The sequence below is a fragment of the Curtobacterium sp. Arg-1 genome (genome assembly GCF_025643395.1).
Lineage (GTDB): Bacteria > Actinomycetota > Actinomycetes > Actinomycetales > Microbacteriaceae > Curtobacterium > Curtobacterium poinsettiae.
Map to the genome: position 1 here is coordinate 13,075 of NZ_CP095731.1, position 20,630 is coordinate 33,704.

The following is a 20,630-nucleotide window of genomic DNA, read 5'->3' on the forward strand; positions in this document are numbered from 1 at the left end:
GTGACCGACCAGGCGTACAACCCGAACAACACCTGCTACCGGCATCCGGACCGGCAGAGCTTCGTGCTCTGCCAGCGCTGTGGGCGGACGATCTGCCCGGAGTGCCAGACGCCGGCGGCGGTCGGGGTGCACTGCCCGGAGTGCGTGCGTGAACAGCGCGCACAGTTCGCAGCGAACCGCCGAGCGTCCGGAGCCCCCAGCGGGTTCACGGTCGCTCGGCGTCGGTTCGCGATGCTCGACCAGAAGGGCACGACCGTCATCGTGGCGATCACGGTGGCGATCTGGTTGCTCGACCAGGTCAGCGGACGGTTCTTCACGAGCTTGCTCGCCTACAACTCGCTGCTGCTGCCGACGCAGCCCTGGCGTGTGGTGACCTCGCTGTTCGTGCACTCGGGCATCTTCCACATCCTGTTCAACATGTGGGCGCTCTGGATCTTCGGTCGCATGCTCGAGAACATGCTCGGTACCTGGCGGTTCGTGGCGCTGTACTTCATCACCGGGATCTTCGGGTCCATGCTCGTCACCTTCCTGGCGCCGGGGACGACCGTGCTGGGTGCTTCGGGTGCGATCTTCGGGCTGTTCGCCGCGTTCTTCGTGCTGCAGCGCAGCCTGGGGAACAACGCCGTGCAACTCCTCGTGCTCATGGGACTGAACCTGGTCATCGGGTTCCTGCCCGGAGTCAACATCTCGTGGCAGGCGCACGTCGGCGGGATCATCGGCGGGTTCCTGATGGGCTTCGTCTTCGCGCAGACGCGCAACGTCCGGAAGCGACCGCTGCAGATCGCCCTGATCATCGGCGCGGCGGTGCTCGGCATCGCGCTCACCGCTGTCGGGTACGCGGTCACGATCGGCTGACACCGCCACAACGCGCTCCTCGAACGCCCCGTCGCACTGCGACGGGGCGTTCGTCGTTCCCGGTGCTGTCCGTGCCCTGCTCGTCCACAGCTGTCCACAGCGCCACCGAGAGTTATCCACAGGTGTGGAGAAGGTGGTGAGTTACACCAGTGTGATTATCCCCACTGTGGACTCAGCTGTGGATAACTCCGGGGCGGTGCTGTGGATGATCGTGTGGAGAGTGGGGAGAAGTGTGGAGAACAGCAGGATCGTCGAGGATGTGCGGTTCGGTGTCGGTCCTGCTTGTGGAGAACGACGACGCCCGCCGCACCTTGCGGGGCGACGGGCGTCGGGGGCAGCGACCTGGAGGTCAGCGCCACCGGGTGGTCATGAGGAAGCCGACGAACATGATGCCGAAGCCGATCAGGATGTTCCACGAGCCGAGGCTCGGGACCGGCAGGGTGGCGTTCGAGATGTAGAAGACGATCACCCACACCAGGCCGACGAGCATGAAGCCGAACATGACCGGCTTGAACCACACCGGGTTGGGGGCGTCCCCAGCAGTGTCGACCGAGTCGGCTCGGGTCCTCCGGGCGGGCTTGGTGCGGTCCTTGTCCTTGGCCATGGCCGGTATCCTACCGTGACCACGTGTGTGGATCGGCCCGCGGACCGCCGCACACATCGCCCACGAGTACGGTGGACCGCCATGACCAGGATCCTCGTCGTCGACAACTACGACAGCTTCGTCTACACGCTCAACGGCTACGTGCAGCAGCTCGGCGCCGAGACGGACGTCGTCCGCAACGACGCCTTCCCCGAGTCCGAGATCGCCGACCGCATCGCGGAGTACGACGGCGTCCTGCTCTCCCCGGGTCCGGGGACACCGGCGGCAGCGGGCGTCTCGATCCCCACCGTGCACGCCGCCATCGCCGCCGAGGTCCCGCTCCTCGGCGTCTGCCTCGGGCACCAGGCCATCGCCGAGGCCCTCGGTGCCACGGTCACCCACGCCGAGGAGCTCATGCACGGCAAGACCTCCCAGGTCGACCACGACGGCAGTCCGCTGTTCGACGGCGTCCCCCACCCGTTCACCGCCACGCGCTACCACTCGCTCGCGATCGTCGACGGCACGGTCCCCGACGAGCTCACCGTGACGGCGCGCACCGGCGGCGGGGTCATCATGGGGGTGCAGCACCGCGAGCACCCCGTGTTCGGTGTGCAGTTCCACCCGGAGTCGGTCCTGACCGAGGGCGGCTACCGCATGGTCGGCAACTGGCTCGAGACCACCGGGCTGTCCGGGGCGGCCGAGCGTGCCGCCGGCCTCGGGCCGCTCATCGCGACGCACCGCGCCTGACGAGCCTCCGCGGCGGCAGACGCCGTCGTCTTCACGAGACGCCGCCGGAATCGGCGGCGTCTCGTGCGTTGCGGGGCGTCACGCTGACACGCCGGCGTGTGCCTGGCACTGGACCGGACCACCTGCGTGCCGCGCGTTCTGGGGCGGGCGTGCGCTGTGCCTCCAGGCTGTGACGAACACGCCGTGACGAAGGAGCCGTGACGAACGGGCGCGGCGCACGCGACGGCAACGCCGGTCCGCGGACTGGAGGCCCGTCACCCGTCCGTCAGGACGGCCCCGTCACGAGATGGTCGGGTTCGCCGCCCGGCCCCGTGGTCGGCTCAGCGGCCGTCGCCACCGTCGTCGCCACCGCGGTCAGTGTTCCCACCGTCACCACCGTTGCCGCCGCTGTCGTTGTTGTTGTTCGACGACGGTGCCTTCGGCGGCGCCGCAGCTCGTGCGCAGTAGGTGAGCGTGACGGCACTGCCCTGCGCGACGTCGCCAGCGGGGGTGTCCTGCTGCGTGACCACGCCGCCGGTGCACGAGTAGGACGGCGCCGGGTTCACGGTGAGTCCGAGCTGCTCCACGGTGGCCTTCGCCGCCGAGTACTGCTGCTGCGTCACGTCGGGCAGCTGTACCTTGCCGTTGGAGACCGTCAGGTTGATCACGATGCCCTTGGTGTGCAGGGAACCCGACTCGGGGTCGGAGCTCAGGACCGTGCCCTCGGGGACGTCGGTGGAGTAGTCGCTCGAGATCGCGCCCAAGCGGAAGCCGGCGTTGTCGAGCGCCTGTTGCGCTGCGGCTTGCGACTGCCCGTTCAGCTCGGGCACGGGGACGCGCTCCGGTCCGATGGAGACCACGACGTTGACGTTCTGGTTGCGTCCGACGTTCACGCCCGAACCCGGGTCGGTCCGGATGACCAGGCCCTTGTCGACGCTGTCGGAGTTCTCCTCGACCTTGACCGGCTTGAGGGACTTCTTCTCGATGGCGCTGGCCGCGGAGCTGTACGTCGACCCTGCGACGTTCGGCACGCTGACCGAGGACGACACCGGGGGCTTGCCGGGCTGCAGGTTCGCGACGAAGAACACCACGGCCACGATGACCGCGACGGTGAGCAGGATGCCCACCCAGATCCACGCGACCGGCGGACGGTTCTGCGTGCGCTGCGGGCGGTGCTCGGCGGTGTCGTCGTCGAGCTCGCGGAACGCCGAGGCGGCGTTGGTCGTCGTGCGGGGATCGACGCCGAACAGCACGGTCGACGCATCGTTCTGGGCGTTCTGCTGCTGCTTCTTGGTGGAGGTGGGGACCCGGCCGGCCGCGGCCTGCTGCAGGTCCGCGCGGAACTCGGCCGCGTTCTGGAACCGGCGCGTGCGGTCCTTGACCAGGGCGTGGAGCGTCACGGCGTCGAGGGCCGGGGACACCTCGGGCGAGATCGTCGACGGTGCGACCGGCTGCTCGCTGACGTGCTGGTACGCGACCGCCACCGGGGTGTCCCCGAGGAACGGCGCGCGACCGGTGAGGAGCTCGAAGAGCACGACGCCGGTGGAGTACAGGTCGGTGCGGGCGTCGACGGTCTCGCCGCGGGCCTGCTCCGGTGAGAAGTACGAGGCCGTGCCGAGGATCGAGGTGGTCTGGGCCACCGTGGCCGAGGTGTCGGTGATCGCCCGGGCGATGCCGAAGTCCATGACCTTCACCTGGCCGCTGTGCGTGACCATGACGTTGGCGGGCTTGATGTCACGGTGGACGACGCCGGCGCGGTGCGAGTACTCGAGCGCGGTGAGGATGCCCTCGGTGATGCGGACGGCTTCGTCCGGGGCGACGGCACCTTCGGCGATGATGTCGGAGAGCGGTCGGCCCTCGACGTACTCCATCACGATGAAGGGCACCTGCACCTCGGCACCCGAGGGCTCGGACACCGTCTCTTCGCCGGCGTCGTACACGCGCACGACGGTCGGGTGTGCCATGCGCGCAGCAGCCTGGGCTTCCTGCCGGAAGCGCGTGCGGAAGGCCGGGTCGTTGGCGAGGCTCGGCTTGAGGAGCTTCACCGCGACCTTGCGGCCGAGGCGGGTGTCGTTGCCGAGGTGCACGGTCGCCATGCCGCCCCGACCGATGACGTCACCGATCTCGTAGCGATTGGCGAGGAGCGTGATCCCCGCGGTCACACCTTCTGGCACGTACTCCTCCGTCTGTTCGTCCGGCTAGTGTACGGCAGCACGACCTGGTGAGACGCTGGCCGGAGAGGGGTCGACCGAACCGTTACCGAACGGTGTCGACAGCCCCCGTCCGGGGGTCGTTCACTGGCCGTCCTGCGGGCCGGGCTGGCTCGGGTTGGTCCCGTCGCCGGGGTCCGTTCCGTCACCCGGGTCCGTCGTCTCCTGGTCCGTGGGCTCGGTCCACTCGACCTGGGCGCCCGGCGAGGACGCCGAGACGACCGAGGCATCGGACTGCGGCGACTTGCAGGTGACCTTGTACGACAGGGCGACCTTGCCGTACTGGGCACCGGCGACGGTCACCGCGGTGCCCGAGGTGGAGCCGGAGCTGCTGCCGTTCGACGTCACGGTGCCGTTGTCGATCGTGTACGTGTAGCTGACGTCCGAGTACCCGGCGGGGCAGCTCGTGTACGCCGGCCAGCTGAAGGTCACGCGACCGGACTCACTGACGGTCCCACCGGTGGCACGCTCGGGCGCCGGTGCGGTCAGCACGTCGCCGTAGGACTTGATCGTGACGAGCGTGTTCGGTGCCAGGCTGCCCTCGGGGCTGAGCGACTCGACGGTGCCGACCTGGTCGGACGTCGTCGCGTTCGATCCGTCGACGACCTCGGCCTGCAGACCCCGGGCACGCAGCTGGTTCGCGACGTCCTCGGCGTTCTGCCCCTGGTAGTCGGCTGCCGACACCGTGACGCGGGTCTCGGTCGGCTCGGGGGACGGCGTCTCGCTGGGCGTGCGGGACGGCTTCGGCGTGCTCGAGGACTTCGTTGGCTCGGGCTCCGGGGCGTTGTTCGCGTTGAGGGCGTACGCCGTGCCGGCGGCGATGGCGAGCACGACGACGATGCCGACGACCCACCAGATCCAGGCACGCTTCTTCTTCGGTTCCTCGGGCTCGTCGCTGACGGGCGAGCGGGGGGCCCCGGGTCCGCCGGCCATCGATCCTGCCTGGGTGCCGATGAGTGCGGTCGCGGCGTCGTTCCCCTGGCCCTGGGGCGGGTTGAACGCGACGGTGCCGTTCCCCGCGATGGCGGGGACGGCCACGGTGGCGGCGGCGACGTCACCCCGGCGGAGCGCCTGGGCGGCGCGGGCCAGGTTCGCTGCCGTCGCGGGACGGTCGGCGGGCTTCTTCGCGATGCACGAGATGACCAGGGCCGAGACCGGCTCGGGGATGTCCCCGGGCAGCGGCGGCGGCTGCTCGTTGATGTGCGCCATCGCGATCGCGACCTGCGACTCACCGGTGAACGGACGACGACCCGCCAGGGCCTCGTACGCGACGATGCCGAGCGAGTAGATGTCGGTCGACGGCGAGGCGGGGTGGCCGCTGGCCTGCTCGGGCGACAGGTACTGCACCGTGCCCATCACCTGACCGGTCGCGGTGAGCGGGACCTGGTCGGCGATGCGGGCGATGCCGAAGTCGGTGATCTTGACGCGACCGTCGGGCGTGATGAGCAGGTTGCCCGGCTTGATGTCGCGGTGCACCAGGCCGACCGCGTGTGCGGCCTGCAGGGCGTTCGCGGTCTGCGCGACGATGTCGAGCACCTTGTCGACCGGGAGCGTGTGCTCGCGTTCGATCATGGTCGACAGGGCCTCGCCGGGGACGAGCTCCATCACGAGGTAGGCGCTGCCGTCCTCCTCGCCGTAGTCGAAGACGTTGGCGATGCCCTCGTGGTTGACGAGGGCGGCGTGCCGGGCCTCGGCGCGGAAGCGCTCGAGGAAGCCGGGGTCACCGAGGTACTCGTCCTTGAGGATCTTGAGTGCGACGGTTCGGCCGATGACGAGGTCGGTCGCCTGCCACACCTCGCCCATGCCGCCGATGGCGACCCGGGAGGAGAGCTGGTACCGCCCACCGAAGGTGAGTCCGCTGGTGGGTCTCATTTGTTCAGCACCGCCTCCATGACTTTCTTCGCGACCGGGGCCGCGACCGTGTTGCCGACTCCGGACTGCCCGAGCCCGCCGCCGTTCCCGACGACCACCGCCACGGCGACCTCCGGGTCCTTCGCGGGGGCGAACCCCGTGAACCAGAGCGTGTACGGATCGCCGGTGCCGCCTTCAGCCGTGCCGGTCTTGCCGGCGACGTCGACACCGTCGATCTTGGCATTGGTACCGGTCCCCGCGTTCACGACGCTCTGCATGGCCTCGGTGAGGTCAGCGGACTCGGAGGACGACAGCGGATCACTGTACTGCCTCGGAGAGAAGGACTCGACGGTCTTCAGGTCACTCGTGGTGATCGAGTCGACGAGTGAGGGCTGCATGACCTTGCCGCCGTTCGCGATGCCGGCCGACACCATCGCCATCTGCAGCGGGGAGACCCGGACGCTCGCCTGGCCGAAGGCGCTCAGCATGAGCTGGGCCGTCGAGTCGACGTCGGGGTACTGGCTGGCGGTCGCGGCCATCGGGATCTCGATGGCGTCGCCGAAGCCGTACTTGTCGGCCATGTCCTTGATCGCGTCGTACCCGAGCTTCTGACCGAGTTCGGCGAAGGGGATGTTGCACGAGTACTGGATCGCGGTGCGCAGCTTGACCTTGTCGCCGCCGCCGCAGGTGCCGCCCTCGGCGTTGTTGATGTACGAGCTCGTCCCCGGCAGCTGCAGTCGCGACGGGTTCGGGAACGTGGAGTCGAGGTTGTACTTGCCGCCCTCGAGCGCCGCCGAGGCGACGACGAGCTTGAACACCGATCCGGGCGTGTACAGGTCGCCGCCGATGGCACGGTTCTGCAACGGGGCGGTGTCGGCACCGAGCAGCGCGTCGTACTGCCGCTTGACCTCGGCCGTGTCGTGCGAGGTGAGCGAGTTCGGGTCGTAGCTCGGCTTCGACACCATCGCCAGGATCTTGCCGGTCTTGGGCTGGATCGCGACGACCGCACCGCTGTTCGTGCCGAGGGCGTCGTACGCGGCCTGCTGCACGTCCGGGTCGATGGTCAGGTTGACGTTGTCGCCCTGGACGTCCTGGCCGGTGAGGATCGAGTTGAGGTTCTGGAAGAACGAGGCGTCCGAGTTGCCGGACAGCACGGTGTTCTCCGCGCTCTCGATGCCGGTGTTGCCCTGGCCGATCGTGAAGTAGCCGGTGACCGCGGAGTACAGGTCGCCGTTCGTGTACTTGCGCTGGTACTCGTACTGGTCGTTCACCGGGGTCGACTCGGCGATCGGGCTGCCGTCCACGAGGATCGCGCCGCGCTTGGTCGAGTAACTGTCCAAGATGGTTCGGGAGTTCCGGGAGTCGGCGCGCAACGAGTCTGCCGAGAAGAACTGGATCGAGGTCGTCGACACGAAGAGTGCGACGAACATGAGCACGATGACGGTCGAGACACCGCGGAGCTGTCGGTTCATCGACGACGCTCCTTCCTGGTCGCGCGCGCGGACCGCCCGCTCGCGGCGGGGATCGCGCCCTGCTGGACACGCTGTTCGGCGGGGATCGCGTCGGTCAGGCGCAGCAGCATCGCGGCGATGATCCAGTTGGCGATGAGCGAGGAACCACCCGCGGCCATGAACGGGGTGGTCAGACCGGTGACGGGGATGATCCGGGTGATGCCGCCGACGACGACGAACACCTGCAGGGCGATGATGAAGCCGAAGCCCACACCGAGCAGCTTGCCGAAGTCGTCCTGCGCCATGAACCCGACGCGGATGCCACGGGACGCGAACACGATGAAGAGCGCGAGGATCGCGAAGACACCGATCAGGCCGAGCTCTTCGCCGAGTGACGCGACGATGTAGTCGGCGTTGGCGACCGGGGTGATGTACGGCCGGCCCTGGCCGAGGCCGGTGCCGGTGATCCCGCCGTTCGCGAAGCCGAACAGGCCCTGCACGAGCTGGTAGCTCGCCTGGGTGTCGCGGCTGAAGACCTCTTGGTTGAACGGGTCGAGCCACTGTTCGAAGCGGCCACGGACGTACTCGAGGAGACTCTGTGCGACGAGGGCGCCACCGATGAACAGCGTGAGACCGATCGCGACCCAGCTGACCCGTGCCGTGGCGACGTAGATCATCACGAGGAACAGGCCGAAGTAGAGCAGGGCGGTGCCGAGGTCGCGCTGGAACACGAGCACGGCCATCGCGGCGCCCCACATCACCAGGATGGGGCCGAGGTCGCGGGCACGCGGGAACGTCATGCCGAGGAACTTCTTGCCGACGATCGACAGCGAGTCACGGGCGGTGACGAGGTACCCGGCGAAGAACAGCGCCATGGTGATCTTCGCGAGCTCACCGGGCTGGAACGAGAACGGGCCGATCTTGATCCAGACCCGCGCGCCGCCGATGTTCGTGCCGATGCCGGGCAGCATGGGCAGGAGCAGCAGGATGATCGTCAGCGCCATGAAGATGTAGCGGTACCGCTGCAGGAACCGGTGGTTCCGGACGGCGACGAGCGTGATGATCGCCAGGACCATCGCGAGCATCGTCCAGACGATCTGCTTCACGCCGATGGCGTCCCAGCCGGACAGGCCGTTGTGGACGTCGATGCGGTAGATCTCGGCGATGCCGATGCCGTTCAGGACGAGCGCGATCGGCAGGATGAACGGGTCGGCGTTCTTCGCGACGACGCGCAGCACCACGTGCATGACGAGCGCGAGGCCGAGGATGCCGCCACCGACCCAGAGCACCGACTGGTCGAACAGCCGGCCCTTGGTGCCGAGCTGCACGAGCACCATCGCGCCCGCGCAGATGCCGCAGGCGATGACGAGCAGGAAGAGCTCGAGGTTCCGCGCACGGGCGGGCTCCCGGAGCTTGATCGTGATCGCCTGCGTGAAGGACTGGGCGGCCGTGGCGGTGCTCATCGCGAGCTCCGCGTCGGGTTCGGCGACGGCGAGGACGATCGCGTCGGTGAGGGTGACGGCGATGGACTCGCGTTGCCGTCCCCGCCGGTGCCGGCCTGGTCCTCACCGGTCGCGGCGGCCTTGCGCAGGCGCTCGACGATGTCACGGGCGTCGGAGAGCGACTGCGCGTTGATCGTCGAGCGGACGTTCTCGCGGGTGTAGTCCGGCAGCGACGAGACCGTGATGTCGCTGTCCTCGTACACGTCCGACAGCGCCAACGGCCCGATCGACTGCTGCACGCCCTTGTAGATCGCGACGGTGCCCCGGTCGGTGCCGACGTAGTAGTGGTCCTGGGTGATCCGCCAACCGACGAACACGGCGCCGACGAGCACGGCGACGGCGACCACGAGCGCGACGGTCCAGGACACCCGACGACGGATGCGGCGTCGGCGGTCCTCGGCGATCAGCTCGGCGAAGAACTGGTCGGACTCGGGCTCGAAGTGCGAGTCCTCGGGCGCGGTGGTGACCTTGAGCGGGTGCAGCAGGATCGTGGGGAGGCGGATCGGCTTGCGGCCGGTCGACGCCTCGAAGGTGAGGGGTGCCGCGGCGGACCCGACGGTGGTGGCCGCGTCGTCGTCGTCCTCGGGCTCGGTGTCCGTGACGTCCATCACCACGACGGTGACGTTGTCGGGGGCGCCGTGGTCGAGCGTCTCCTTCACCAGGCGCTGCGTGACCTGGTTGGCGTCCATGTTCGACGCCAGGGCGTGCCGGATCCGCTCTTCGGCCAGGTACGACGACAGCCCGTCGGAGCAGAGCAGCCAGCGGTCGCCCGGCTGGATGTCCATGATCGCGGTGTCGACCTCGGGTGCTGCGTCGACGTCGCCCAGTACGCGCATCAGCACGGAGCGGCGCGGGTGGACCGCGGCTTCCTCCGGCGTGATCCGGCCGCTGTCGACCAGTCGCTGGACGAACGTGTGGTCCGACGTGATCTGCTGCAGCTCGCCGTCGCGGTGGCGGTAGATGCGGGAGTCGCCGATGTGCGCGATCGCGATCTGCTCGCCGACGCGGATCATCGCGGACACCGTGGTGCCCATGCCGGTGAGCTCCTGGTGCTCGAACACGGTCTCGGTGATCAGCTGGTTCGCGGCGATGAGTGCCGACTGCAGTGCGAACTCGGCGTCGTGCGCCGAGGGGAACTCGCGGTCGACCTCGCGGATGCGGCGGATCGCGATCGCCGAGGCGACGTCACCGCCGGCGTGGCCGCCCATGCCGTCCGCCACCGCGAACAGGTGCGCCCCGGCGTAGCCGGAGTCCTGGTTGTTCGCGCGGATGCGCCCCACGTGGGACACAGCGGCGCTCAGCGTGCGAGCGGTCATGCCGGGTTACCGCCGCAGCTCGAACGTCGTCGTCCCGATCGTGATCGGCGTGCCCTCTGCCACGAGGACGGGAGCGCTCACCTTCTGACCGTTGACGAAGGTGCCGTTCGTGGACTCGAGGTCGGTGAGGAGCCAGCCGTCGGCGCGCAGGTCGAGGCGGGCGTGGTTGGTCGAGGTGTAGTCGTCGCGGATCACGACGTTCGACTCGCTCGAGCGCCCGATCGTGATGGGGCCGCCACCGAGCGGCATCTCCATGCCCTCGCGCGCACCCTCGGTGATGACCAGGCGGGACGCGGCCTGCGAGGCGGGACGCTGCCCACCACCGGGCTGTCCGATGACGTCCGTGAACGCGCCGCTGGACGCGGGGCCGGGGGCCGCCGCTGCCGGGACGGTGGGGGTGCTCGGCCCGGACGGGGCCGACTTGGGATCGGTCGGGATCGTGCGGACGCGCTGGCCGAAGAGATCGCTGCGCAGGGCGAACACGATCACGAAGACGAACAGCCAGAGCACCGCGAGGAACACGAAGCGCAGGACGAGCAGGGTCAGGCCTGTGGTCATCGAGCACCTCCGTCGTTCTCCGGGATCACCCGGAACACCATACGGGTCCGACCGATCTCGATGGTGGAGTCCGGCTCAACGATCGCCTGCTGGAAGTGCTGACCGTTCAGCTTCGAGCCGTTCGTGGAGCCGAGATCGGTGGCCTGCGCGTGCTTGCCGTCCCACAGGACCTCGACGTGCTTGCGGCTCGTCCCGGTGTCCGCGATGGTGATGTCCGCGTCGCTGCCGCGCCCGATCACCGTGCGCCCGCGGTGCAGTCGGTGCCGCTGGGAGCCGATGTCGAGCACGGGGATCCAGGCCACGTCGCGCTGCACGGTGGTGGAGTCGACCTGCAGGATGCCCGTCGAGAGTGTGCCGTCCTGCTGGAGCCGGATGGTGACCGGGCCGGAGAACGAGTAGTTCTGCGCCACGGCGTGTTGGTGCACCATCTGGGTCAGTTCGTCGATGAGTGGACGACCGACGTCGTTCATGCGCGTGCAGTCCGGCGGCGCGAGACGAACGGTGAACTCGTTCGGCACGAGGATGCGCTCGCGGGAGACCACTGCGGCCTTGGTGTCGAGCTCGCGCCGCAGGGCGCTCGAGATCTCGACGGGCTGCACCCCGGAGCGGAAGGTCTTGGCGAACGCGCCGTTGACGGCGCGTTCCAACCCTCGCTCGAAGTTGTCCAGCAGGCCCATGCGTCTCCCGTGTCGTCGGTCGTCAACCACTGCATGGTAGTGGTTGGCGTTGACACCCGTCTGTGCGTGGTAGTGTTTCGGGGCTGGCGCGAGTGGCGGAATTGGTAGACGCGCACGGTTCAGGTCCGTGTGCTGGAAACGGCGTGGGGGTTCAAGTCCCCCCTCGCGCACCAGGCGAAGAACAGGAAAGGCCCCGGAGGAATCCGGGGCCTTTCCTGGTTTCCGGGGCCTGGTCTCCAGGGGCTTCCCCGGGCCGTCCGTCGAGCCGCCGGCGTCAGGACCGGTCCGCCTCCGTCGTGCGGTCAGGATCCGGCGCGGAGGCACGGCTCGGCCCCGACACGCCGGTCCCGTCGAACCCGTGGCCGGTCCTCCACGCCGCTCGTGCGGCGAAGTACGGGCGCGCGGAGGGCAGGAAGAGCAGGACCGCGGCGACGACCGACAGTGCGATCGTCAGGACGTCGAGCTGTCCGCCGGTGATGCTCAGGACCGCGCGGAAGCCCGCGACGACGACGAGCACGATGCGTGCGACCCGGGATCCCGCTGCCGTCCGGAACACCGCCCACGTCACCAGGGCCCAGAGCACCAGGGCGACGATCCCGGCGATGACCGGCGCCGGGCCGACCGCCGCGTCCGGCGTCCAGAACTGCAGCACCGTGGCAGCGATGCAGGCGACCACCCACACCAGCCACAGCACGAAGGACACGGTGACCACCTGCGGTCGGTCCGGTCGTCGGAGGATGAACGTCCTGGTCATGCTGCACCGTCCTCTGCCGCTCCCTGGTGCGGCACGTCGAGCGTACCGAGGGGGCGGAGTCCTGCCGGGGTGCCTCGCTACGGTGATCGTGTGACCGACGAACGCACCACCGTCCAGCGTCCCGGAGTGGACGTCCCCGACGATCGTGGCCGGACGGGGCTCGACGCCGTCGGCCGCGACCTCGACCGCAACCCCGACGTCGTCGTGCGGGACGTCGAGGTGGTGTCGAACGGATGGCACGTGCTCCGCCGCACGACCCTGGACGTCCGGCGCCGTGACGGTCGGTGGGACCGGCAGCAGCGCGAGACCTACGACCGCGGCAACGGTGCGACGGTGCTGCCGTACGACGCCGAGCGCGGCACGGTGCTGCTCACGCGGCAGTTCCGGTGGCCGGCGTACGTGAACGGACACCCGGACGGGATGCTGATCGAGGCCGCGGCGGGTCTGCTCGACGAGGACGACCCGGAGACCGCCGTCCGGCGCGAGGCCGCCGAGGAGCTCGGCATCCGGCTCGGCGCGCTCGAGCACCTGGGTGCCGTGTTCATGAGCCCCGGTTCGGTCACCGAGCGGGTCCACTTCTACGTGGGCGCGTACACGCCCGCGGACCGGGTCGAGGCCGGCGGCGGTGTGGAGGACGAGGGTGAGGACATCGAGGTGCTCGAGCTCCCGCTCGATGCGGCACTCGCGATGGTCGCGGACGGCCGGATCGCCGACGGCAAGACGATCATGCTGCTGCAGTGGGTGGCGCTCCGGCGCGGGTCCGCTCGCTGAACGGTCGTGGTGCCGGTCCGCGTACCGTCCGGGCCATGACTGATTCGACGACACCGGACGGATCGAGCGATCCCACCGAGACCCAGCAGCAGTACACCGAGGACCTGCCGGACGGGTCGTCGACGGGTGACGCGACGAAGGACCCGCAGCAGGACAGCGACGTCGACTCGGGCGGCGAGCCCGCCGACCCGCAGTAGCGGCGACCGGACGACGGACGGGAGGCACGGTGCCAGCTGGCACCGTGCCTCCCGTCCGTGGTTCCACCGCTCCGGAGCGCGGTGTCAGCTGATGATGTTGACCGCGCGCGAGATGACCAGCGCCAGCAGGATGAACCCGCTGAGCGCCTGGTACGCCATGATCATCTTCGCCCGGACGGTCATCGGCATCGTGTCCGTGGGGCTGAAGGCCATCATGTTCGTCATCGCGACGTAGAGGTAGTCGAGGTAGACCGGGCGCCAGTCGGCGGTCTTCGGGTCGGTTTCCTGCGGGAACTGGAAGTCCGCTTCGGCGCTCGACCACAGTTCGGGGCGTCGCCGGGCCACCGGACCCCCGCGGTCGAGCTCCCAGTAGACGAGCCCGAACACGATGATCGTGCTCACCCACACCTGCAGGGCGGTGAGCAGCACGGCCGCTCCGTCCGCGTGGCCGCCCAGCAACTCGGTGATCGTCCGGATCACCGTGAGCTGGCTCGCGACGGTCAGCAGTCCCGCCAGCGCGAAGGACACCCACCGGGACCAGGTGGTCTCGCGGGTCAGGCGCCGCGGGTTGAAGACGATCAGCGGGGTGAGCAGCAGGACGCCGAGCACCGGCACGACCCACGACGGGAAGAACAGCACCTCGTCGGGCAGGAACAGGCTGAGCGCCAGGTTGACCAGCACCGCCGCGGCGACCGGTGCCCGGTGTTCGTGTCGGGGGCCGGTCCTGGTCTGGGTCACGGAGTGAGTGTCGCACGGTGCCGTGACCGCACCCCGCGGGCGTGTTACGAGTGTGAGTCGGGGGAGTGCCGCGGCAGACACGGCACGGGCGTCTCGCGTAGGTTCCAGCCATGAGTGCAGAGCTGACGCTCGGCGCCGAGGAAGAGCTGCACCTCATCGACCTCGAGTCCGGCCGACTTTCCGCGAAGGCCCCCCGCCTTCTGCCCAAGCTGCCCACCGACCGTTTCGGCGCGGAGCTGCAGCGCACGACGATCGAGACGAACACCCCGGTGGTGCGGACCCTCGACGACCTGCGGCGGGTGATCGTCGACCTGCGCAGCGAGCTCAGTGCCGCGATCGCCCCGGCCGGGGTCACGATCGCCGCCGTCGGCACCGCGCCGAGGTCGGAGTACGCCGACTTCGAGCTGAGCGCCGGCGGGCGGTACGGCCGGATGCAGGAGCAGTACCGGATGCTCGTCGACGAGCAGCTCATCTGCGGCCTGCAGGTGCACGTCGGGGTGAGCGACCGCGACCTGGCGGTGCTGATCGCCCAGCGGGTGGCGCCGGTGCTCCCGGTGCTGCTGGCCCTGAGTGCGTCGAGTCCGTTCTGGAACGGGCAGGACACCGGGTACGCCTCGTTCCGGAGCATCATCTGGCAGCGGTGGCCGTCGGCCGGCAGCTTCGGCCCGGTGGAGGACGCCGCCGAGTACGACCGGGTGCTCGACGACCTGATCGCCTCGGGCGTGATCGCCGACAAGAAGATGGCCTACTTCGACGTCCGGCCGTCGTCACACGCGCCGACGCTCGAGCTGCGGGTCTGCGACGCGACCCCGGTGGTGGACGACGCCGTGCTCATCGCCGGACTCTTCCGCGCCGCCGTGCGCAAGGCCGAGAAGTCGGTCGTGTCCGGCGCCGAGTGGCACCCGCGCAGCGAACCGCTGCACCGTGCGGCGATGTGGCAGGCCGCCCGCTCCGGGCTGAGCGGCGAGCTGGTCGGCCTCGGGCAGCACCCCGAACGCCTGCCCGCCGAGGTCGCGGTGCGCCAGCTCGTGTCCCGGCTGCGCCCGGAGCTCGAGGAGCTCGGCGACTGGGGCACGGTGACGGAGCTGCTCGACGCGACCCTGGCCCGTGGCAACTCCACCGACCGGCAGCGCACCGCGTACGCCGAGCGCGGGGAGATCGACGACGTCGTCGCCCTGGTGGTGGAGGACACCGCGGGGCTGCCGTCCGGACGCGACGAGGACCCGGTGGTCCCGATCCCCGGGTACCGCGTCCGCGCCGGCGACGAGGCGGTGGGCCCCGGGGCACGCCCCCGTCCGGCGTTCCGTGACCTGGCGGCGTTCTTCGACGGCTGGGACGCCGAGACCGCGATCGACCGCTGCACCGCCCGCGACGTCTGGACCCGCGAGCACCACGTCGGCTTCGTGGTGGACGGCGGGGCGCAGGCGTTCGGCTGCGACCTGGTGCCCCGGACGATCAGCGCGTACGAGTGGTCGCAGCTCGAGCGTGGCCTGGGGCAGCGGTCCCGCGCGATCGAACTGTTCCTGCGCGACGCGTACGGCGATCGGCGGATCGTGGCCGACGGCGTGCTGGACGCGGACCACTTCGTCGGTGCGAAGGGCTGGGACCCGGACGCCACGCGGCTGCCGGCGACCGCGGTCCGTGCGCCGGTGCTCGGGTTCGACCTGGTGCGCAACGAGTTCGGCGGCTGGCGGGTGCTCGAGGACAACGTCCGCTCGCCCTCGGGCGTCGCGTACGGCATCGCCCTGCGCGAGCTGATGGACGACGTCGTGCCGGACGCCCCGCGGCCGGCGAACCTGCGCGATCCGCACGGCGTGACCGACCGGTTGCGCCGGACCCTCTGCGCGAACACCACCGCGGTGACGGGCGCGACCGACCCGGTGATCGCGCTGGTCAGTGACGGCCCCGCCGCCGGCGCGTGGTTCGAGCACCGCAGGCTGGCCGACGGGGCCGGGCTGCGCCTGGTGTCCGGGTCCGACCTGGACGTCCGCGACGGACGCGTGGTCGACGCGACGACGGGTGACGTGCTCGACGGGCTGTACCTGCGGATCGACCGCGACGTCAGCGCGCTGACGGCGGAGCACGCTCCCGACCTCGGTGCGCGGATCCTCGACGCGGCGGAGGCAGGACGCGTCTACCTGGCGAACGCGCCGGGCAACGCGCTGGTCGACGACAAGGCGATGTACGTCACCGTGCCGGACCTGATCTGGTACTACCTGGACGAGAAACCCCTGCTGGCGTCCGTGCCGACGTACCGCACGAGCATCGAGGTCGAACGGCTGTCGGTCCTGGACCGCGTCGGCGAACTCGTCACGAAGCCGGTCGACGGCGAGGGTGGCCGCGGGGTCCTGATCGGACCGAGCGCGAGCGCCCCCGAGGTCGCCGAACGACGGCGCGAGATCGCCGCGGACCCCGCCGGGTGGGTGGGGCAGGAGGTGGTGCAGCTGTCCTCGCACCCGACGATCGGACCGGCCGGGCTCGACCCGCGGCACGTGGACCTGCGGGCCTTCGTCTACGCGACGGGGACCGGACCGGACGACGTGCACCTGGCCGACGTGGCCCTGACGCGCGTCGCGCCCGAGGGCAGCATGGTCGTCAACTCGTCGCAGGGCGGCGGCGCGAAGGACACGTGGATCGTCGGGAACGCCCCGGCGAACACCGACTCCGCCCCGGCGGACACCGAGGGAGAGCGCTGATGTGTGGACTCGCGGGTGCGATCCGGTTCGACGGCCGAGCGCCGGACGTCGGCGCGGTCGCCCGGATGACCGGCTGCATGACGCACCGCGGCCCGGACGGTGACGGCCTGTGGGCTCGCGGCCCGGTCGCGCTCGGGCACCGACGGCTGTCCATCGTCGACCTGTCCACCGCGGGCGCGCAGCCGATGGTGCTGGCCGAGGCGGGGCTGACGATCGCCTACAACGGGATGGTCTACAACTACCGGCAGCTCCGCGACGAGCTGCACGGCAAGGGGCACCGGTTCGCGTCGACGTCGGACACCGAGGTCATCGCCCTGGCGTACGCCGAGTGGGGCACCGGGTTCGTCGACCACCTGATCGGGATGTTCGCCATCGCCATCTGGGAGCACGCCAGCGGCCGGCTGGTGTTGGCGCGGGACCGGCTGGGCATCAAGCCGCTCTACGTCGCGCCCGTCCCGGGCGGGCTCCGGTTCGCGAGCTCCCTGCCCGCGATCCTGGCGGGAGACGACGGGTCGAGCATCGACACGTCCATCGACCCCGTCGCCTTCGCCTCGTACATGAGCTTCCACTCGATCGTCCCCGCGCCCCGCACGATCCTGTCCGGCGTCGGCAAGCTCCCGCCCGCGACCGTCCGGGTGATCGAGCCCGACGGCACCGCGCACGACACCGTCTACTGGGAGCCCCGCTTCGAGCGCGACCCCGCCAGGGCGGACTGGTCCGAGCGGGACTGGGAGCAGGCGTTCATCGGCTCGCTCCGCGCCGCCGTCGAGCGTCGGATGGTCGCCGACGTGCCGGTCGGGGTGCTGCTCTCCGGCGGGATCGACTCCTCGCTCGTGGTCGGGCTGCTCGCCGAGGCCGGGCAACAGGACCTCGCCACGTTCAGCATCGGGTTCGAGGCGGCCGGTGGTGAATCCGGCGACGAGTTCGAGTACTCCGACCAGGTCGCGAAGCACTTCGGCACCGACCACCACCGCATCCACATCCCCTCGTCGCGGCTGCTCGACGGCATCGACGGTGCGGTCGCCGCCATGAGCGAGCCCATGGTCAGCCACGACTGCGTCGCCTTCTACCTGCTGTCGCAGGAGGTCTCGCAGCACGTCAAGGTGGTGCAGTCCGGCCAGGGCGCCGACGAGGTGCTCGCCGGCTACGACTGGTACCCGCCGCTCGCCGACGTGCCGCGCGACCAGGCCGCCGAGGCCTACCGCTCCGTGTTCATGGACCGCCGGTGGCCGGCGCTGCAGGGCCTGCTCGGGGAGCGGTGGAAGAGCGACGACGACACCCCGTCGGCGTTCGTGGACCGCCAGTTCGCACGGCCGGGCGCGGAGACGAGCGTGGATGCCGCGCTCCGCAGCGACACGACGATCATGCTCGTCGACGACCCGGTGAAGCGCGTCGACAACATGACGATGGCGTGGGGGCTCGAGGCCCGCGTGCCGTTCCTGGACCACGAGTTCGTCGAGCTCGCCGCCGCGATCCCGCCGTCGATGAAGCTCACCGACGGCGGCAAGGGCGTGATGAAGCGCGCCTCGCGCGGGATCGTGCCCGACGCCGTCATCGACCGCAGCAAGGGCTCGTTCCCGGTCCCCGCCATCCGGCAGCTCGAGGGTCCGTACCTGCAGCGCGTCCGGGACGCGCTGCACGCCCCCGAGGCGCGGGAGCGCGGGCTCTTCGACCCCGCCACCGTCGAGCGGATGCTGCAGGACCCGAACAGCACCAGGACCGCGATCGGCGCGAACGCGCTCTGGCAGCTCGGCCTGATCGAGATGTGGCTGCAGCAGCAGGGGGTGCGGTGACCGTGGGTTCCGTCCGGACTGGAGGCGCGCAGGGCGTCGCGTCGTCGGCCACCGTCGAGCCGTCGGTCACCACCAGGGCCGCGGCCGACCTGGGTGCGCGGCTCACCGCCGCCTGGGGGTCGTGGGGACCGACCATGACCCGGAACGCCCGGCGTGTGGCGTTCGTGAGCGACCGGCACGGCACCCCCGAGGTCTTCGTGCAGGACGTCGTCGTCGACGGCGAGCTGGCGGAACCGGTGCGGATCGCGCTGTCCGACGACCCCGTGATCCGGGTGTCGTGGTCGTCCGACGGGGAGTGGCTCGCCGTCGCGCTCGCGACCGACGGTGGCGTGAAGCAACAGGTCTGGGTGGTGCGGCCGGACGGCTCCGACGCCGCGCAGATCGCCGGCTCGCGGTACCAGCACGCCGAACTCGGGCCGTGGAGCCGCAGCGGCCACCGGGTCGTCATCACCCTGCCCTCGACCGAGCCCGAGCAGCCGGCCCGCGCGTACCTGGTCGACCCGGTCACCGGGGACCGCGACGACCTGGCCGTGGGGGAGCTCATCCACATCCTCGACCTGTCGGTGGAGGAACGGCTCGTCGTGCTGAGCGACGGCCAGCGCGGCCAGGAGTTCGTCGTGGTGGTCGACCGGCTGACCGACGAGAGCCACGCCCTGTTCGCCGACGACCCCGACGGGTCCGCCGAGATCGCGTTCCTGCGGCCCTCGCCCGCGAGCGAGACCAGCCCGCTCGTCGCCTACGTCGCCACCGAGGCCGGACTGCCCCGCCGCGGCCTCGTCGCGCAGCCGGTCGGCCCGCACGGCTGGCGTGGCACACCCCGGCGGATCGTCGAGCGCGACGACGCCGAGCTCGAGTACCTGGACGCCGACGACGCCGGCCGCACGCTGCTGCTCGTCTGGAACGTCGACGGTCGCAGCGAACTCGACCTCATCAACACCCACGACGCCTCGCGCACCCCCGTGCCGGACCTGCCCGGGTACGTCGTCACCGATCCCGTGCTCAGCCGTGACGGCCGGAGCGTGCTGCTCGCCGTCGAGGGGCCGACCCGTCCGCGCGAACTCTGGCGGCTCGACACGAACGCGCTGACCTGGAGCCGGGTCACCGACGTCCCCGCGCTGCCGGACGTGCAGCTGGTCGAGCCGACGCTCGAGCGGTTCGCCGCCCGTGACGGACTGGAGCTGACCGGCTGGCTGTACCGGGCCGTGGAGCCGGCCACGTCGTCGGCCGTCGGCGCTCGTGCTGCTGCTGCCGTGCCTCCCGGCCCGCGCGCAGCGCTCGTCCACCTGCACGGCGGACCGGAGTCGCAGGAACGCCCCACGTTCTCGCCGCAGCACCAGGCGCTCGCCGCCGCCGGGGTGACCGTGTTCGCGCCGAACATCCGCGGGTCCTCCGGGTACGGTCACGAGTTCGTGCACGCCGACGACCTGGCGCTGCGGTGGAACGCGCTCGCCGACGTCGTCGACTGCGCGCGGTTCCTGGTGACCAACGGGTACGCCGATCGCTCCCGGGTCGCCGTCGAGGGGCGCTCGTACGGCGGGTACGCGACCTTGGCGTCCCTGGCGTTCACGCCCGACGTGTTCGCGGCCGGGGTCGCGGTGTGCGGGATGAGCGACTTCGCGACCTTCTACCGGGACACCGAACCGTGGATCGCGGCCGCTGCCGCCACGAAGTACGGCCACCCCGTCGAGGACGAAGCCCTGCTCGCGGCCCTGTCGCCGATGCGGGCGATCGACGACGTCACGGCGCCGTTGCTCGTCGTGCACGGGGAGCTCGACACGAACGTGCCGATCGGTGAGGCGCACCAGGTGGTCGCGGCGCTGCGGGAGCGGGCGTACGACGTGGAGTACCTGGAGCTCGAGGGTGAGGGGCACGAGTACCGGCGGGCGGCGTCGCAGGCGCTGCTCGTGCGGCGGATGGTGGAGTTCGTGGCGGCGCGGCTGGGGTGAGGCCTG

General features: G+C 70.5%; 17 protein-coding genes and 1 tRNA gene. 8 read left to right on the plus strand and 10 right to left on the minus strand.

Annotated elements, in window-relative coordinates:
• Positions 1 to 855, plus strand: a complete 855-nt coding sequence (locus MXD64_RS00065) for a rhomboid family intramembrane serine protease (protein WP_017887806.1) — start codon at positions 1 to 3, stop codon at positions 853 to 855.
• 349 nt (positions 856 to 1,204) lie between these two features.
• Here the strand turns inward: MXD64_RS00065 and MXD64_RS00070 are convergent, their stop codons facing one another.
• Positions 1,205 to 1,459 carry a cell division protein CrgA gene (locus tag MXD64_RS00070; RefSeq protein ID WP_017887805.1) on the minus strand — a complete coding sequence of 85 codons (255 nt, stop codon included), beginning with the start codon at positions 1,457 to 1,459 and terminating at the stop codon, positions 1,205 to 1,207.
• A gap of 81 nt (positions 1,460 to 1,540) precedes the next feature.
• On the opposite strand from MXD64_RS00070, the gene MXD64_RS00075 reads away from it, so the two are divergent.
• Positions 1,541 to 2,185, plus strand: a complete 645-nt coding sequence (locus tag MXD64_RS00075) for an anthranilate synthase component II (RefSeq protein ID WP_017887804.1) — start codon at positions 1,541 to 1,543, stop codon at positions 2,183 to 2,185.
• Positions 2,186 to 2,505: 320 nt separating this feature from the next.
• Here the strand turns inward: MXD64_RS00075 and pknB are convergent, their stop codons facing one another.
• From pknB to MXD64_RS00110, 7 genes are all read right to left on the minus strand, one after another.
• Complete coding sequence (gene pknB, locus MXD64_RS00080) at positions 2,506 to 4,338, minus strand: Stk1 family PASTA domain-containing Ser/Thr kinase (protein WP_152427298.1); 1,833 nt, start codon at positions 4,336 to 4,338, stop codon at positions 2,506 to 2,508.
• Between the two features lie 120 nt (positions 4,339 to 4,458).
• A complete protein-coding gene (locus MXD64_RS00085) occupies positions 4,459 to 6,246 on the minus strand; it encodes a serine/threonine-protein kinase (protein WP_056072692.1) in 1,788 nt (595 codons plus the stop codon).
• Entirely contained in the window at positions 6,243 to 7,697 is a 1,455-nt protein-coding gene (locus tag MXD64_RS00090; protein WP_017887801.1) for a peptidoglycan D,D-transpeptidase FtsI family protein, read from the minus strand. The genes MXD64_RS00085 and MXD64_RS00090 overlap by 4 nt, the downstream gene beginning before the upstream one ends.
• Entirely contained in the window at positions 7,694 to 9,139 is a 1,446-nt protein-coding gene (locus MXD64_RS00095; protein ID WP_259576541.1) for an FtsW/RodA/SpoVE family cell cycle protein, read from the minus strand. Before MXD64_RS00095 ends, MXD64_RS00090 begins: the two co-directional genes overlap by 4 nt.
• A complete protein-coding gene (locus MXD64_RS00100; protein WP_017887799.1) occupies positions 9,136 to 10,494 on the minus strand; it encodes a Stp1/IreP family PP2C-type Ser/Thr phosphatase in 1,359 nt (452 codons plus the stop codon). The genes MXD64_RS00095 and MXD64_RS00100 overlap by 4 nt, the downstream gene beginning before the upstream one ends.
• A 6-nt stretch (positions 10,495 to 10,500) precedes the next feature.
• Entirely contained in the window at positions 10,501 to 11,052 is a 552-nt protein-coding gene (locus tag MXD64_RS00105) for an FHA domain-containing protein FhaB/FipA (RefSeq protein ID WP_017887798.1), read from the minus strand.
• Positions 11,049 to 11,729 (minus strand): FhaA domain-containing protein, encoded by a 681-nt coding sequence (locus MXD64_RS00110; RefSeq protein ID WP_017887797.1) that lies wholly within the window; start codon positions 11,727 to 11,729, stop codon positions 11,049 to 11,051. Before MXD64_RS00110 ends, MXD64_RS00105 begins: the two co-directional genes overlap by 4 nt.
• Positions 11,730 to 11,815: 86 nt before the next feature.
• On the opposite strand from MXD64_RS00110, the gene MXD64_RS00115 reads away from it, so the two are divergent.
• Positions 11,816 to 11,902, plus strand: a tRNA-Leu gene (locus MXD64_RS00115).
• A gap of 101 nt (positions 11,903 to 12,003) precedes the next feature.
• Here the strand turns inward: MXD64_RS00115 and MXD64_RS00120 are convergent.
• A complete protein-coding gene (locus tag MXD64_RS00120) occupies positions 12,004 to 12,483 on the minus strand; it encodes a hypothetical protein (RefSeq protein WP_263136908.1) in 480 nt (159 codons plus the stop codon).
• Positions 12,484 to 12,573: 90 nt separating this feature from the next.
• On the opposite strand from MXD64_RS00120, the gene MXD64_RS00125 reads away from it, so the two are divergent.
• Together MXD64_RS00125 and MXD64_RS00130 are read left to right on the plus strand one after the other, a co-directional pair.
• Positions 12,574 to 13,254, plus strand: a complete 681-nt coding sequence (locus tag MXD64_RS00125; protein WP_017887795.1) for an NUDIX domain-containing protein — start codon at positions 12,574 to 12,576, stop codon at positions 13,252 to 13,254.
• Between the two features lie 35 nt (positions 13,255 to 13,289).
• Entirely contained in the window at positions 13,290 to 13,451 is a 162-nt protein-coding gene (locus MXD64_RS00130; protein ID WP_156155365.1) for a hypothetical protein, read from the plus strand.
• A gap of 84 nt (positions 13,452 to 13,535) precedes the next feature.
• On the opposite strand, the gene MXD64_RS00135 is transcribed toward MXD64_RS00130, so the two are convergent.
• A complete protein-coding gene (locus MXD64_RS00135) occupies positions 13,536 to 14,189 on the minus strand; it encodes a DUF1345 domain-containing protein (RefSeq protein ID WP_042539994.1) in 654 nt (217 codons plus the stop codon).
• 110 nt (positions 14,190 to 14,299) lie between these two features.
• On the opposite strand from MXD64_RS00135, the gene MXD64_RS00140 reads away from it, so the two are divergent.
• From MXD64_RS00140 to MXD64_RS00150, 3 genes are read left to right on the plus strand one after another with little or no spacing between them, the layout of a single operon-like run.
• A complete protein-coding gene (locus tag MXD64_RS00140; protein WP_263136909.1) occupies positions 14,300 to 16,885 on the plus strand; it encodes a carboxylate--amine ligase/circularly permuted type 2 ATP-grasp protein in 2,586 nt (861 codons plus the stop codon).
• Entirely contained in the window at positions 16,885 to 18,678 is a 1,794-nt protein-coding gene (locus MXD64_RS00145) for an N-acetylglutaminylglutamine amidotransferase (RefSeq protein WP_263136910.1), read from the plus strand. The genes MXD64_RS00140 and MXD64_RS00145 overlap by 1 nt, the downstream gene beginning before the upstream one ends.
• On the plus strand, positions 18,675 to 20,624 hold the full coding sequence (locus tag MXD64_RS00150; RefSeq protein WP_263136911.1) for a S9 family peptidase: 1,950 nt from the start codon (positions 18,675 to 18,677) through the stop codon (positions 20,622 to 20,624). Before MXD64_RS00145 ends, MXD64_RS00150 begins: the two co-directional genes overlap by 4 nt.
• Positions 20,625 to 20,630: the final 6 nt, after the last annotated feature.

Coding starts and splice junctions, on each gene's coding strand:
- MXD64_RS00070 (WP_017887805.1), bottom strand. CDS start 1,459: ATGGCCAAGGACAAGGACCGCACCAAGCCCGCCCGGAGGACCCGAGCC.
- MXD64_RS00075 (WP_017887804.1), top strand. CDS start 1,541: ATGACCAGGATCCTCGTCGTCGACAACTACGACAGCTTCGTCTACACG.
- MXD64_RS00085 (WP_056072692.1), bottom strand. CDS start 6,246: ATGAGACCCACCAGCGGACTCACCTTCGGTGGGCGGTACCAGCTCTCC.
- MXD64_RS00090 (WP_017887801.1), bottom strand. CDS start 7,697: ATGAACCGACAGCTCCGCGGTGTCTCGACCGTCATCGTGCTCATGTTC.
- MXD64_RS00095 (WP_259576541.1), bottom strand. CDS start 9,139: ATGAGCACCGCCACGGCCGCCCAGTCCTTCACGCAGGCGATCACGATC.
- MXD64_RS00100 (WP_017887799.1), bottom strand. CDS start 10,494: ATGACCGCTCGCACGCTGAGCGCCGCTGTGTCCCACGTGGGGCGCATC.
- MXD64_RS00105 (WP_017887798.1), bottom strand. CDS start 11,052: ATGACCACAGGCCTGACCCTGCTCGTCCTGCGCTTCGTGTTCCTCGCG.
- MXD64_RS00110 (WP_017887797.1), bottom strand. CDS start 11,729: ATGGGCCTGCTGGACAACTTCGAGCGAGGGTTGGAACGCGCCGTCAAC.
- MXD64_RS00120 (WP_263136908.1), bottom strand. CDS start 12,483: ATGACCAGGACGTTCATCCTCCGACGACCGGACCGACCGCAGGTGGTC.
- MXD64_RS00130 (WP_156155365.1), top strand. CDS start 13,290: ATGACTGATTCGACGACACCGGACGGATCGAGCGATCCCACCGAGACC.
- MXD64_RS00140 (WP_263136909.1), top strand. CDS start 14,300: ATGAGTGCAGAGCTGACGCTCGGCGCCGAGGAAGAGCTGCACCTCATC.
- MXD64_RS00145 (WP_263136910.1), top strand. CDS start 16,885: ATGTGTGGACTCGCGGGTGCGATCCGGTTCGACGGCCGAGCGCCGGAC.